This window comes from Citrobacter sp. Cpo090 (assembly GCF_030332665.1).
GTDB lineage: Bacteria > Pseudomonadota > Gammaproteobacteria > Enterobacterales > Enterobacteriaceae > Citrobacter > Citrobacter portucalensis.
The window spans coordinates 192,618-206,162 of sequence record NZ_JAOWHK010000038.1 but is presented as its reverse complement, the minus strand read 5'-3'; the positions used below and the strand labels follow the sequence as shown (position 1 = coordinate 206,162).

Sequence of the window (13,545 nt, the reverse complement as noted above, 5' to 3'; positions counted from 1 at the left end):
CGTGAACGTTGGTTCTCAATAAGGCGCTGTAACTATACATTACTGACAGAACCGTAACCGTATGCAGGATCGGCCGATTGCAGATACTGAAAAGTTATGCCATAGCCTGATCCCATTTTCCACCCCCCCCAGCACCCTCCCGGCTTCTTACCGTTCTTGAGCATCACATTGTCCAGGTATTCCCCCTCTCTTCAGCACAGGTTTTACTACTTACCCATGCACAAATTGGGGTAAAATTTATCCTCTCATCAGCGCGATGAATCTGGACGATTGATGCGCTGAAAACAATAATGATACTAATAAAAACTCAGGAGAATAGTATGCCTGAAGCAACGCCTTTTCGGGTGCTGATTGTTGACGACCACCCACTCATGCGGCGGGGAATTAGTCAATTATTGCAACTGGATCCCGCATTTGACGTAGTCGCGGAAGCGGGTGACGGTGCCAGTGCTATCGATCTGGCAAACCGTCTGGACCTTGATGTGATCCTGCTGGATCTCAATATGAAAGGTATGAGCGGGCTGGACACTCTGAATGCGCTGCGTCGGGACGGCGTCACCGCGCAAATTATTATTCTTACCGTATCGGATGCCGCCAGCGATGTGTACGCCTTAATTGATGCCGGCGCGGATGGTTATTTACTGAAAGATAGCGATCCTGAAGTCCTGCTGGAAGCCATTCGCAACGGTGCCAAAGGCGGAAAAGCTTTTAGCACACGCGTCAGCGAATATCTGCGCGAACGTGACCTGTTTGGCGCACAAGAAGATCCGTTCAGTATTCTCACCGAACGTGAACTGGATGTGTTGCATGAACTTGCTCAGGGACTGTCGAACAAACAGATTGCATCAGTGCTGAATATTTCCGAACAGACGGTGAAAGTGCATATCCGCAACCTTCTGCGCAAACTCAACGTGCGCTCTCGCGTTGCTGCCACCATCCTGTTTTTGCAAACGCGCGGCATGCAGTAATCAATGAGATGCCGGATCACGACGCAGCAGCGTCTTATCCGGCCTACAAAACCCGCACAAGCCCGAAAGCAGCACGCCTTCGGGCAATCTGGACTCTTACTTCTCCTGCGGCGTTAGCTGCTCCATCGCCTGCTTAATGCTGCGTTCTATCACCGCCCGACGGGTATCATTGGCCGGTAATAATTTCAGCATCATCTCCCAGGCAGCAACCGCCTCGCCAAAGCGTTGCTGTTCAAAAGCGTTAAATGCGTACATGCTGAGAACCCGCACGTTGGCATGTTCGCCGCGCACCAGTTGGCGTAACAGCTCCCCTCCCCGGCGATTATCGTCAGGATCGGATGAACGGGTCAGTGCTTCCGCATAACCCAGCGCCGCATCGCTGTTTTTAGGATCCAGTCGATAGGCATTGGCATAGGCTTCAGTGGCCGTACTGGCGTTACCGAGTACCATGCCAATACGCCCAAGCATGATCCAGCCTTCAACGTTTGTAGGATCGGCCTGGAGGCGCGTGCGCAGCCCCAGCGCCAGACGTGTCATATCTTCTTCATTGAGCGGGTCAGCTTTCGGATCCAACGCACGTTCAAGCAGCGCCGGAGCCTGAGCGGTGGCCTGCTGCCAGACCTGAACCTGCTTATAATTGCCGGTTTCATAATAGCTCACCGCGCCAACGATCAGCGCCACCACGATGCCGGGCACAAATAACCCAAATCCACCGCGCTTGCCATCAGGGATAACGTCATCAGGAAACTCTTCCTGTTTCACCCGGACACGTCGGCGGGTACGGGCGAAAATGATCCAGCCCCCCAGGCCAATCGCGACCACCGGCATCACCCACAAAAGCACTGTAAGCGGCGTCAACGGTGGATCGTAAGTGACGAAGTTGCCGTAGCGCGCCACCATGTAGTCGACAATCTCTTTCTGACTTTTTCCTTCCTGCATCAGTTCGTACACTTTCTGGCGCAGGTCAGTGGCAATCATCGAGTTAGAATCGGCAATGCTGTTGTTCTGACATTTAGGACAGCGCAGCTGTTCGGTAAGCTGACGGAACTGCTGCTCCTGCGCTTCATCCTTAAACTGCATCACGTCGATAGTCGCCAGCGCAGATCCCGAGATAACCAGCATTAGCAGGCCCAGTAAAAATCTCATTGCTCAGCCTCCTTACTGTACTTATCCCACAACGGTTTGATCTCGCTCTCCCACACCCTGGCATTCAAATCACCGGCATGGCGATAGCGAATAATACCTTTACCGTCGATCAGGAACGTTTCCGGCGCACCGTACACGCCAAGATCCAGACCAAGCATACCGTCGCCATCAAACAGGCTTAATGAGTAAGGATTGCCCAGCTCTTTCAGCCAGACAATGGCTTTCTGACGATCGTCTTTATAGTTCAGACCCACCACCCGCACGCCTTGTGCAGACAGCTGGTTCAGATACTGATGTTCGGCGCGACAGGTCGGACACCAGGTCGCCCAGACGTTCAGCAGTACCGGTTTGCCTTGCGTCAGCACATCTGCCTGATAATGCTGACCCGGATTTTCCAGCGACTCCAGGCGGAATGTCGGAACGGGTTTGCCGATCAGCGCCGATTCCAGATTCGTGGGATCGTCGCCCTGAGCGTTACGCGCCAGCTGCCACAGCAGCGCCGCCGCAATGATCAGAAAAATAATAAACGGAATTAACAGTGCGTTGCGCTTCATACAGCCTCCGACGCATTTTTTTGCACCGCGGCGCGAGGGCGCGGGCGCTGACGATAGCGTGGATCAAACAGACAGAACAATCCGCCCAGCGCCATCAGCAATCCTCCGGCCCAAATCCAGCGAATAAACGGTTTGTAGTACAGGCGCACAGCCCATGCGCCGTTATCCAGTTCTTCACCCAGCGCAGCGTACAGATCGCGCGTGAATCCGCCGTCAATTGCTGCTTCGGTCATCATCGAACTGGTGCTGTTATAGAAGCGTTTTTCCGCGTGCAGCGTGGCTTCCGGTTTACCATCTCGGGTAACACCAATAATGGCGACACCGCCCCGGTAGTTAGGTCCGGTAATATCTTTCACTTCGCGGAACGTGAACTGATAGTTATGGATACTGACGCTATCACCTGCTTTCATGCGCACATCGCGTTCAACGCTGTAGTTCTGGCTAAAGGCAATACCGACAATAGTTATCGCCAGCCCAACGTGGCCCGACACCATGCCCCAATAGCTTGGTGTTAACTTCGTTCCACGGGAAACACGCAGGAATGCTTCGGACATCGCCAGTACGAATATCCAGCATGCCATCGCCAGCCCTACCACCGTCATAGCAGCAATGCGATCCTCAAACAGCCACGGCAGCAGCAGCGACAGAACAAGCGTGGTGACAAACGCGATAATCAGTAACGTTTTCAGTTTACGCGGTCGGTCACGGCCCCAGCGCACTAATGGCCCAATCCCCAGCAGCAGTGCGAACGGCGCCATCAGCCAGGTAAACATGGTGTTGAAGAACGGTTCGCCAATCGAAATGCTGCCCAGCCCCAGCTGTTTGTGCACCAGCGGCAGCAGCGTGCCCAAGAGCACCACCAGCATCGCGGCAATCAGCAGAACGTTGTTGCCCAACAGCAGAGATTCACGCGACCACAGCGCGTTGTTTACCCGTGAGCGGACCTTGTGACCGCGCACCGCAAACAGCAGCAGAGAGCCGCCAATCACCAATACCATAAAGGCCAGAATAAACATCCCGCGCGACGGATCGGAGGCGAAAGCATGCACTGATACCAGCACGCCGGAGCGCACCAGGAAAGTCCCCAACAGGCAAAGCGAGAATGCGCAGATGGACAGCAGCAGCGTCCAGGCTTTAAAGCTGGCACGCTGTTCGGTTACCGACAGCGAGTGCATCAACGCCGTTCCCACCAGCCATGGCATAAACGAGGCGTTCTCCACCGGATCCCAGAACCACCAGCCGCCCCAGCCCAGCTCGTAATAGGCCCAGGCCGAACCGAGCACAATGCCCAGCGTCAGGAACACCCACGCCGCCAGCGTCCACGGACGCGAAAAACGAGCGAAGGTACTGTCCAGTCGTCCGCTCATCAGCGCGGCAATCGCAAACGCGAAGGCCACGGAGAAACCGACATACCCCATGTACAGCAACGGCGGATGGAAAATCAGCCCCGGATCCTGCAACAGCGGGTTCAGGTCGCGCCCTTCAATAGGGAAGTTGGGCAACGTACGGGCAAATGGGTTGGAGGTAAACAGAATAAACAGCAGGAAGCCAACGCTGACCATCCCCATCACTGCCAGCACGCGGGCAACGATGTCCAGCGGCATACGCTGACTGAACGCCGCAACGGCGAACGTCCAGCCGCTCATCAGCAATACCCATAGAAGCAGAGAGCCTTCATGGGCACCCCAGGTTGCTGCCACCCGATACCAGACCGGAAGCTGGGTATTGGAGTTACTGGCAACGTAGGTGACGGTAAAGTCATTAACCACGAAGGCATTGACCAGAATCAGGAACGCCCCCATCACGCAGATAAACAGAACCCAGGCAAAAGGCCGCGCGGAGGCCATCATTCGCACGTCGCCGCGCGCTACGCCCCACAGCGGATAGACCGACAGCAGTAACGCCACGCCTAGCGCAAGGCACAACAGCGCATTGCCAATTTCAGGCATCATGACGTTTTATCCTTATAAACACTTTCCGGGCGACGGTGGTTTTCCTGCATCGCTTTTTCGACTTCCGGCGGGGTGTAATTCTCATCATGTTTAGCAAGCACTTCTTTAGCCTGCACATGATTTCCCTCGTCCAGCTCGCCCTGAACAACGACGCCCTGCCCTTCGCGGAACAGATCCGGCAGAATGCCTTCATAGGTGACATCCACCACACCTTCGGCGTCATAGATGCTGAAATTCACTTTCAACGACTGCGGATCGCGCTTTACGCTACCGGGCATCACCATTCCGCCCACGCGCAGACGCTGACCGACTTCGGGCATCTGCTGCGTTTCGCGCTTACCGTAGAGTATCTCTCCCGGCGTATAGAACAGGTCAATATTTGAACGCAGCGCATAAAGCACCAGCGTAATGGTCAAAGCCAGACCCGCCAGTACCGCACAGGCTATCCATAACCGATTTTTACGTCGAATATTCACGCCGCCTCCCGTTGCACTTGCGCCGCACGCATACGCGCTTCTCTCGCCCGCTGCTGCGCCACACCGCGTAAAATTGCGCGATGTTGTAACGTGGAATGCAGTACCAGCACCACCAGCGGGATTACGCTCATCGCTACAGCAAGCCAGACATACAAGGCGTAACCGCCCATCGCGAAAAAATCACTCCATGATGCAAATGCAGGGGTCATTGGCGGCCTCTTTTTAAGATCAGTTCGCTCACCCACGGGCGGCGTTTTTCCATCATCAAAATCAGGTTACGCATGCGCATCAGCGCCAGCGTGACAAACAGTAACAGGTAGCCGACGATCGCCAGACGCAGCGGCGTACGCATCGCCGGATCGATGCTTTGCTGCATGCGGGTAGACCCCTGATGCAGCGTATTCCACCACTCAACCGAGTAGTGGATAATCGGTAAGTTGACCACGCCAATCAGCACCAGAATACCGGCGGCACGACCTGCCAGACGGCGGTCGTCAAAGGCATGCCACAGCGCAATGGCGCCAACGTAGAGAAACAGCAGCACCAGTTCAGAGGTGAGTCGGGCATCCCAGACCCACCAGGTTCCCCACATCGGTTTGCCCCATGCGGAGCCGGTCACCAGCGCAATAAAGGTAAACACTGCACCAATCGGCGCCATCGCAGCCAGTGCCAGATTGGCCATTTTCATCTGCCAGACCAGGCCGATAAACGCGGCAACGGCCATCGAGGCATAAATGCCCATCGACCAGATTGCCGCCGGAACGTGCAGATAAATAATGCGATAGCTTTGCCCCTGCTGGTAATCCGCAGGCGCGAAACCAAAGCCCCAGATCCATCCCGTTATCAGTACCACCGCACTGGCAATCGCCAGCCACGGGATAAACCAGCCACAGATCTGATAGAGCCGAGGGGGCATCGCCAATTGATGAAGTGTTTTCCACATAGTTCAGTCACCAGACTCCATAAATTAAAATCCGTTGTGCCAGAGCGCCTTGCCCGGCCTACACATCTAATTCTCGTTACTGCACACTTATCCGTAACGCCGCGGCTGTGGCAAACGGGCTTAACGTGGCGCTGCCGACCAGCAACGCACCCAGAATTGCCATGTACCCTTCAACCGGTAAGTGCATGGAAGCCGCATCCATCGCGGCGGTTGCAAAAATCAGTAAGGGTATGGTGAGCGGGAGCACCAGCACGCTTAACAACACACCGCCGCGCTTTAAACCCACCGTCAACCCCACCCCCGGCGCACCGAGGAAGCCCAGCGTCGGCGTGCCGAGTAACAACGTCAGCGCCATAATTTTCCAGCCGTACATATCCATGCCCAGCAGCAGCGCCACCAACGGCGAGAGGATCAGCAGCGGCAGGCCGGTCACGACCCAGTGCGCCATCACTTTCGCCAGCACTACGGCCGGTAGCGGTATCGGCAGCAGCATCAGTTGCTCAAGGCTGCCGTCCTGCAGATCATCACGAAACAGGCGTTCCAACGCCAGCAACGACGCCAGCAGCGCCGCAACCCAAATGATGCCCGGTGCAATGCGCGCCAGTAGCTGCGGCTCCGGCCCAATGCTCAGGGGGAACAGCGTAATAACAATCAGGAAGAACCATAAAGGATTGGCGATTTCCGCACTATGACGAAACGCAACTCGCAGTTCTAAACGGAAGATTCGCCACATCATTGCGTTGCCCTCTCGCTGGTCAGCGCAATACGTCGCACTTTATCGGTTTCGACATTGAGCGGTTGGTGGGTGGTGAGAATAACAATGCCGCCCTGCTCCGTATGCTGGGCCATACGCTGAGTCAGTCGCTCAACGCCGTTCACATCAATGGCGGTAAAGGGTTCATCGAGGATCCACAGCCGGGCGCGTGTCAGCCACAAACGGGCCAGCGCCACGCGCCGCTGTTGTCCGGCGGAGAGCTGGTTCACCGGGATATCTTCATATCCGGCAAGTCCCGCCTGCGCCAGAGCAGCCAGACACTGTGCAATGTCGCCGTCATGATGGAAGAAACGCAGGTTCTCCAACGCCGAAAGCCGGGTTTTTATCCCCGGCTGATGTCCGATCCACAGCAGTTGCTGATGGTAGCTGTCCCGCACGTGATGCAGCGGCTGCTCTTGCCAGCAAACCTCCCCTGCATCGGGACGCGCCAGCCCGGTAAGCAACCGCAGCAGAGTGGTTTTCCCTGCGCCGTTGCTGCCGGTAATTTGTACCCATTCCCCTGCGTTGACGCGAAATGACAAATCGCTAAACAGTATTCTGTCATCCCGCTCGCAAAGTAACTCTCTGGCTTCAAGCATACCTGGTTATCTACATCCTGTTAAAAGCCCGGTTTGACTTCGCGCATATCAGGCAGTTTGTGCGCTATCCCTTTATGACAGTCAATACAGGTTTGCCCGTCTTTCACGGCCTGGTCGTGCATTTTGGCCGCAACGCCTTTCTGGGCGGTTAAATCCATAAACTCGAAGTTGTGACAGTTTCGGCACTCTTGCGAATTATTATCTTTCATACGCCGCCACTCATTTTGCGCCATCGTCAGACGATGGTCTTCAAATTTCTGCGGTGTATCTATCAACCCCAGTGCTTTCGCGTACAGCTCTTTACTGGCCTTGATCTTACGAATCATTTTCGGGCCCCACTCATGCGGGACGTGGCAATCAGGGCAAGTCGCTCGCACACCACTGCGGTTGTTGTAGTGTACGGTTTCCATGTATTCCTGGTATACCGTATTGCGCATTTCGTGACAGCTAATGCAGAACTCTTCTGTATTGGCCTTTTCCATACCGGTATTAAAGCCGCCCCAGAAAATAATGCCGCCCACAAAGCCGATTAACAACAGCGTGCCGAGCGCCAGACGGCTGGGGCGACGCCACCATTGCCAGACGCGCTTAATCCAGCCTGGTTTACGGTTAGAATTTTCCATAATGACCTCTTATTTCCCGTAACCTTTCGAGGGGGTGAAGGTATTTTCAACAATCGGCGCGGCGTCAGCCTGCGGAACGTGACATTGCAGGCAGAAATAACGACGCGGCGCAACTTCAGCCAATACCTTGCCGTCGCTGTCCATAAAGTGCGTCGGACTGATGCGCGGCGCACCGGTGGTGCGATAGCTTTCCACGCCGTGGCATTGCAGGCAGCGGTTAGTGTTGGTCGTCACCTGATATCCTTCAACGCTATGCGGAACCATCGGCGGCTGATTCACATAGTTCAGCGGCATGCGCTCTTGCTCTTTCGGCATGCGAATCGCCCCTTCCTGTGTTCCCGAGACTTCCGGTGACTGACTCAGATCCACTCCATTTGCAGCCCAAACAGCCCCACTGACGACCAGGGCAAGCAGGGCCGTCCATTGACACAGCGTCTTAATCAGGTCATGGCTTTTCATGATTTCGCTCCCGAACTCCATCGTGTTGTTATTGTAAAAACATCCTCAGAACAGACATCCACACAGCGACCGCAGGCCATGCAATCGCGGCTGGTTACCTGCACCGGACTTTGCTCATCCAGCACCGGCGCACGTAGCACATGCGGTTCCGGGCAAACATGAAAACAATCCATACAGCGGTTACATCTGTTACGTTCTTTTGCCGAAACGGTTAATGCACCTTTACTTCCCACCACGCTATACAGCGCACCCAGTGGGCAAAGATGCCCGCACCAGCCATGCTCAACGACCAGTAAATCAAATAAAAACAGCGCGAGGATCAGCAGCGCTCCGCTACCGAATCCCATTACCAGGCTCCGTCCAAGCAGAGAGACTGGATTTATCCACTCCCACAGCAGCGTACCGGTCAGGGCGGAACCGACCAGGATAACCACCAGCAGGACGTACCGTATATGGCGCGGCAGGGTTGCGGACTGATTCAGGTCAAACCTTCTGCGCAACCAACTGGCTAAATCGGTAACCGGGTTCATGGGACAAACCCAGCTACAAAACAGTCGCTTACCAGCCAGGGCATACAGCACCGTGATGATGGCTGCCCCCGTTAACGCGACCGTCGCCGGCAGATGCCCACTAGCCAGGCTTTGCAGAGTAATCAGCGGATCGGTGAACGGGATAGCGTCCAGCAACAGGCTGCTACTGTAGTTGCCATGCAGGATCCACACGCCAAGCCACGGGCCGCTGAGGAACATCGCCAGTATCAGAAACTGACTCAGACGACGCAGCAGCAGCCAGCGATGACTCTTCCACCATCCTTTTTTTGCCTGCGCTTCACGCCCGGCATCACGTTTACGATTTGCCATTGTTCCCCTCCAGCCAACCGAAGCGGTAATGGTGTCCTAACTCCCCTTTCGCCAGCGACAGCGGCAGCACTTTTATTGCTGGCTGTTCCAGTACGCAGACTTTTTCGCATTTCCCACAGCCGGTACAGGCATCGCTGTGCACGGTCGGAATAAACCGCGCATGCTTGCCGGTACGCATGTTGCGGTCCAGCTCCAGGGTGATCGCCTCATCAATTTTCGGGCACTCGCGATAGCAAACATCGCAGCGTAATCCCTGATAGTTGAGGCAGTTTTCGTGATCCAGCAGTACCGCCAGCCCCATACGCGAATCGTCAATGGATTCAATTTCCCTGTCCAACGCGCCGCTCGGGCAGACTTTGGCGCAAGGAATGTCCTCACACATTTCGCAGGGAATATCACGGGCGACAAAATACGGCGTACCGGCCGCCAGCCCGGAGGCCAACGTTGCCAGTTTCAGCGTGTCATACGGACACGCCTGAACGCACTGACCGCAACGTACGCAGGCGCTGGCGAATGCCTCCTCGCTCAGTGCACCTGGCGGGCGCAGCCGCACGCCGGTTGCGCGTGCGGTTTGTTGTTGCAACCCCAGCGCCACGCCAACGACGGCCAGCCCGCCCGCTGCGCGAACCATATCGCGCAGAAAGCGGCGGCGGCCATTTTGGGGTTTTGCTGACCGGGACATAACGCGTTACACCTTCGCCAGTTTCACGGCGCACTTCTTGAAATCCGTCTCTTTGGAGAGCGGATCCGTCGCATCCAGCGTCAGGTTGTTCACCAGCTGTGCGGCGTCGAAGAACGGCATGTACACCAGCCCCTGCGGCGGACGGTTACGACCGCGTGTTTCAACAATCGAAATCACTTCGCCACGACGGGAAACCACTTTGACCTTATCACCACGGCGCAGATCGCGTGCTTTTGCATCCAGCGGGTGAATAAACAGCACGGCTTCCGGGAAAGCACGGTGCAGTTCAGGCACACGACGCGTCATACTGCCGGTATGCCAGTGTTCCAGCACACGTCCGGTAGACAGCCACAGGTCATATTCTTTATCCGGCGCTTCAGCAGCAGGCTCAAATGGCAGCGCGAAGATAACCGCTTTACCGTCCGGTTTACCGTAGAACTTGTAGCTTTCACCTGCTTTCACGTAAGGGTCGTTGCCTTCGCTGTAGCGCCACTGGGTCTCTTTACCCTCAACGACCGGCCAGCGTAAACCGCGCGCTTTGTGGTAATCGTCAAATGGCGCAAGATCGTGCCCGTGACCGCGGCCAAACCAGGCGTACTCTTCAAACAAGCCTTTTTGCAGATAGAAGCCCAGCTCGCGGGATTCATCGTTCAGTTGATCTTCAGCCAGTTCAGTCACCGGGAATTTCGTTACTGCTGGCGTAGCAAACAGCACGTCATACAGCGTTTTGCCACGCAGTTCCGGTTTTTGTGCCAGCAGCTCTTCCGGCCACACTTCTTCTGTTTTGAAGCGACGAGAGAACTGCACCAGTTGCCACAGATCTGATTTCGATTCGCCCGGCGCTTTAATCTGCTGACGCCAGAACTGCGTACGACGTTCTGCGTTACCGTAGGCACCTTCTTTCTCTACCCACATCGCGGTCGGCAGGATCAGGTCAGCCGACAGGGCGCTGATCGTCGGGTACGGATCGGAGACGATGATGAAGTTGCGCGGATCGCGCCAGCCCGGCATACGCTCTTCGTTGATGTTCGGACCAGCCTGCATGTTGTTGGTACACATCGCCCAGTAGACATTGAGCTTGCCATCTTTCAGCGCGCGGTCTTGCGCCACGGCGTGCAGACCGATTTTAGCCGGAATGGTCCCTGACGGAATATTCCAGTGCTTCTCGCAGATATCGCGGTGTTTTTCGTTCGTCACCACCATGTCCGCAGGCAGACGATGGGAGAATGTACCGACTTCACGCGCGGTACCACATGCGGAAGGCTGACCTGTCAGAGAGAACGGGCCGCAGCCTGGCTGGGAGATTTTGCCAGTCAGCAGGTGCAGGTTATAGACCAGGTTGTTGGCCCACACGCCGCGGGTATGCTGGTTAAAGCCCATCGTCCAGTAGGAGATAACTTTTTTCTTCGGATCGGCATACAGCTGCGCCAACTGTTCCAGCTGATCTTTCGGTACACCAGTCATTTCGGCGGTTTTATCCAGCGTGTACTCAGCAACGAAGGCTTTGTAATCCTCAAAGCTCATCGGTTCAGAGGCATCGGATCCCGGGTTTTTCGCCGCTTTTTCCAGCGGATGGGTTGGACGCAGACCATAGCCGATGTCCGTCACGCCTTTACGCAGGTTAACGTGCTTGCTAAAGAAATCCTGGTTAATCGCATTGTTTTGAATGATGTAGTTCGCGATGTAGTTGAGGATCACCAGATCGGTTTGCGGCGTGAAGACCATACCGTTATCTGCCAGCTCAAAGCTGCGGTGCTGGAAGGTGGAGAGAACCGCGACATTCACGTTAGGATCGGACAGACGACGGTTGGTGATGCGCGACCACAGGATCGGGTGCATCTCCGCCATATTCGCGCCCCACAGGACGAAGGCGTCTGCATGCTCGATATCGTCATAGCAGCCCATCGGTTCATCCATACCGAAGGTACGCATAAAACCGACTACCGCTGACGCCATGCAGTGACGTGCGTTCGGGTCGATGTTATTGGAACGGAAACCCGCTTTAAACAATTTGGCAGCGGCATAACCTTCCCAAATCGTCCACTGGCCAGAGCCGAACATACCGATAGACTCTGGGCCTTTCTCTTTCATCGACGTTTTGAATTTCTCTTCCATCACATCAAAGGCCTGGTCCCAGCTAATCGGGGTGAACTCGCCTTCTTTGTGATACTTGCCGTCTTTCATGCGCAGCATCGGCTGCGTTAAACGGTCTTTTCCGTACATGATTTTCGGCAGGAAGTAACCTTTGATGCAGTTAAGCCCACGGTTAACCGGCGCATCCGGATCGCCCTGGCATGCCACAACACGCCCTTGCTGCGTTCCGACCAATACGCCACAGCCCGTCCCGCAAAAACGGCACGGGGCTTTGTCCCATTTGATGGCTTCTTGCTGACCGACTACCGCGCGGGCAACGCCCGGCACGCTTAACCCGGCAGCCGCCGCAGCGGCCGCAACGGCGTTAGCTTTCATAAAGCTACGACGACTGAGTTTCATGGTGTTTCCTCACCTTGCTCATCCTGCTGGTGATAAACCAGCGACACCGCCAGCACGCCCGCAACGTTGCGCACTGACTCAATTGTTTTCATTAACGTTTCACTTTGCTCAGCTTCCACCACCACAATCAGCTGACCACTTTCCACATCGCTGAGTGCAACTTCGCAACCGGGAAAGGAACGCAACTGCGTGGCGATATCGTTGATATGCTGGCTTTTGGCCTGAACGACCAGGCTGCAGACCTGCCAGTTATTGTCCATGGTTGTACTCCGCGTTAATGGCTGATACCGGGCAGATAGCGACACAGGCGCCACATCCGTTACAGTCCTGATTGTCGAGCTGCGGCTGATAAATGCCGGACAGCGTGGGGCGAAAGGTTATGGCCATGGGCTCACAGCTATCCTGACAGCGGTGACATTCAACGGACTGATGTGCGAGACAGTTTTCCCCAATCGTAAAATTCAGATCCCATGCCCTGGTGTGGCGCGGAAGAAAAAGTGATTCGGGACAGGCTTCTGCGCAGGCATAGCAAAAGCTGCACTCGCCGTGTTTGAAATTTACGCTCGGGTAACCACCCTGGCCTCGCTGCAGGATGTCGGTTTCGCACGCCTGGATGCAGGCGTCACAACGGAGGCAATGGGCCAGAAAGTGAGAGTCTTCCTTGCTCCACGGCGGACGGATCCCTGCGCTGGCGTTTCGCCAACTGCCTGTCAACATGCCTCGACGGGATAAATCAACCATGACATTGTCCTTCCATAATGACGCCCTCCCTCGGCGGGTTGAACGACATAAAAAACTGCACTATTTATGAGTAGTTATTTTTAGCCGTAAGATATTTCAGGATGTGTTAGAGGTGCATACCCCAATTGGGGTAAATGCTGTTGCCGGATCAAAGGAGTGTTGAGTTGGCGGGAAAAAATGCGCTTTTGCTCACATTTCAATGAGTTATATAACAATGTATATAACGAATTATTCAAAAAGACAAAGATCTCAATATTAGGATAATTCCTGGAATATATCGCTACCTTGATAGTAA

At 55.2% G+C, this 13,545-nt stretch carries 16 protein-coding genes; 1 reads left to right on the top strand and 15 read right to left on the bottom strand.

What is annotated here, in order from left to right:
• Positions 1 to 320: 320 nt before the first annotated feature.
• The gene (narP, locus tag OGY83_RS23405; RefSeq protein ID WP_123267584.1) at positions 321 to 968 is read left to right on the top strand and encodes a nitrate/nitrite response regulator protein NarP; all 648 of its coding nucleotides are present in this window, start codon (positions 321 to 323) and stop codon (positions 966 to 968) included.
• Between the two features lie 96 nt (positions 969 to 1,064).
• Here narP and OGY83_RS23400 read toward each other — a convergent pair whose 3' ends face one another.
• From OGY83_RS23400 to napF, 15 genes are all read right to left on the bottom strand, one after another.
• Entirely contained in the window at positions 1,065 to 2,114 is a 1,050-nt protein-coding gene (locus OGY83_RS23400; RefSeq protein ID WP_191214246.1) for a cytochrome c-type biogenesis protein CcmH, read from the bottom strand.
• The gene (gene dsbE / locus OGY83_RS23395) at positions 2,111 to 2,668 is read right to left on the bottom strand and encodes a thiol:disulfide interchange protein DsbE (protein ID WP_267451366.1); all 558 of its coding nucleotides are present in this window, start codon (positions 2,666 to 2,668) and stop codon (positions 2,111 to 2,113) included. The genes OGY83_RS23400 and dsbE overlap by 4 nt, the downstream gene beginning before the upstream one ends.
• Entirely contained in the window at positions 2,665 to 4,620 is a 1,956-nt protein-coding gene (locus tag OGY83_RS23390; protein ID WP_286637006.1) for a heme lyase CcmF/NrfE family subunit, read from the bottom strand. Before OGY83_RS23390 ends, dsbE begins: the two co-directional genes overlap by 4 nt.
• A complete protein-coding gene (ccmE, locus tag OGY83_RS23385) occupies positions 4,617 to 5,096 on the bottom strand; it encodes a cytochrome c maturation protein CcmE (RefSeq protein WP_003834619.1) in 480 nt (159 codons plus the stop codon). The genes OGY83_RS23390 and ccmE overlap by 4 nt, the downstream gene beginning before the upstream one ends.
• Positions 5,093 to 5,305 (bottom strand): heme exporter protein CcmD, encoded by a 213-nt coding sequence (gene ccmD / locus OGY83_RS23380; RefSeq protein ID WP_048215892.1) that lies wholly within the window; start codon positions 5,303 to 5,305, stop codon positions 5,093 to 5,095. The genes ccmE and ccmD overlap by 4 nt, the downstream gene beginning before the upstream one ends.
• Positions 5,302 to 6,039, bottom strand: a complete 738-nt coding sequence (locus tag OGY83_RS23375) for a heme ABC transporter permease (RefSeq protein WP_032949675.1) — start codon at positions 6,037 to 6,039, stop codon at positions 5,302 to 5,304. Before OGY83_RS23375 ends, ccmD begins: the two co-directional genes overlap by 4 nt.
• Positions 6,040 to 6,115: 76 nt before the next feature.
• Entirely contained in the window at positions 6,116 to 6,775 is a 660-nt protein-coding gene (gene ccmB, locus OGY83_RS23370) for a heme exporter protein CcmB (RefSeq protein ID WP_079937668.1), read from the bottom strand.
• Positions 6,772 to 7,392, bottom strand: a complete 621-nt coding sequence (gene ccmA, locus OGY83_RS23365) for a cytochrome c biogenesis heme-transporting ATPase CcmA (RefSeq protein WP_043017002.1) — start codon at positions 7,390 to 7,392, stop codon at positions 6,772 to 6,774. Before ccmA ends, ccmB begins: the two co-directional genes overlap by 4 nt.
• A 20-nt stretch (positions 7,393 to 7,412) precedes the next feature.
• Positions 7,413 to 8,015, bottom strand: a complete 603-nt coding sequence (gene napC / locus OGY83_RS23360) for a cytochrome c-type protein NapC (RefSeq protein ID WP_003027548.1) — start codon at positions 8,013 to 8,015, stop codon at positions 7,413 to 7,415.
• A gap of 9 nt (positions 8,016 to 8,024) precedes the next feature.
• Complete coding sequence (gene napB / locus OGY83_RS23355; RefSeq protein WP_003834627.1) at positions 8,025 to 8,474, bottom strand: nitrate reductase cytochrome c-type subunit; 450 nt, start codon at positions 8,472 to 8,474, stop codon at positions 8,025 to 8,027.
• The gene (gene napH / locus OGY83_RS23350) at positions 8,471 to 9,334 is read right to left on the bottom strand and encodes a quinol dehydrogenase ferredoxin subunit NapH (protein ID WP_003027552.1); all 864 of its coding nucleotides are present in this window, start codon (positions 9,332 to 9,334) and stop codon (positions 8,471 to 8,473) included. Before napH ends, napB begins: the two co-directional genes overlap by 4 nt.
• Entirely contained in the window at positions 9,321 to 10,016 is a 696-nt protein-coding gene (gene napG / locus OGY83_RS23345) for a ferredoxin-type protein NapG (RefSeq protein WP_003834629.1), read from the bottom strand. Before napG ends, napH begins: the two co-directional genes overlap by 14 nt.
• Before the next feature lie 6 nt (positions 10,017 to 10,022).
• Positions 10,023 to 12,509, bottom strand: coding sequence for a nitrate reductase catalytic subunit NapA (gene napA / locus OGY83_RS23340; protein WP_079937670.1), 2,487 nt, complete (start codon positions 12,507 to 12,509; stop codon positions 10,023 to 10,025).
• Entirely contained in the window at positions 12,506 to 12,769 is a 264-nt protein-coding gene (gene napD, locus OGY83_RS23335; protein WP_003027560.1) for a chaperone NapD, read from the bottom strand. The genes napA and napD overlap by 4 nt, the downstream gene beginning before the upstream one ends.
• Positions 12,759 to 13,250, bottom strand: coding sequence for a ferredoxin-type protein NapF (gene napF, locus OGY83_RS23330; RefSeq protein WP_003027564.1), 492 nt, complete (start codon positions 13,248 to 13,250; stop codon positions 12,759 to 12,761). The genes napD and napF overlap by 11 nt, the downstream gene beginning before the upstream one ends.
• Between the last annotated feature and the right edge of the window lie 295 nt (positions 13,251 to 13,545).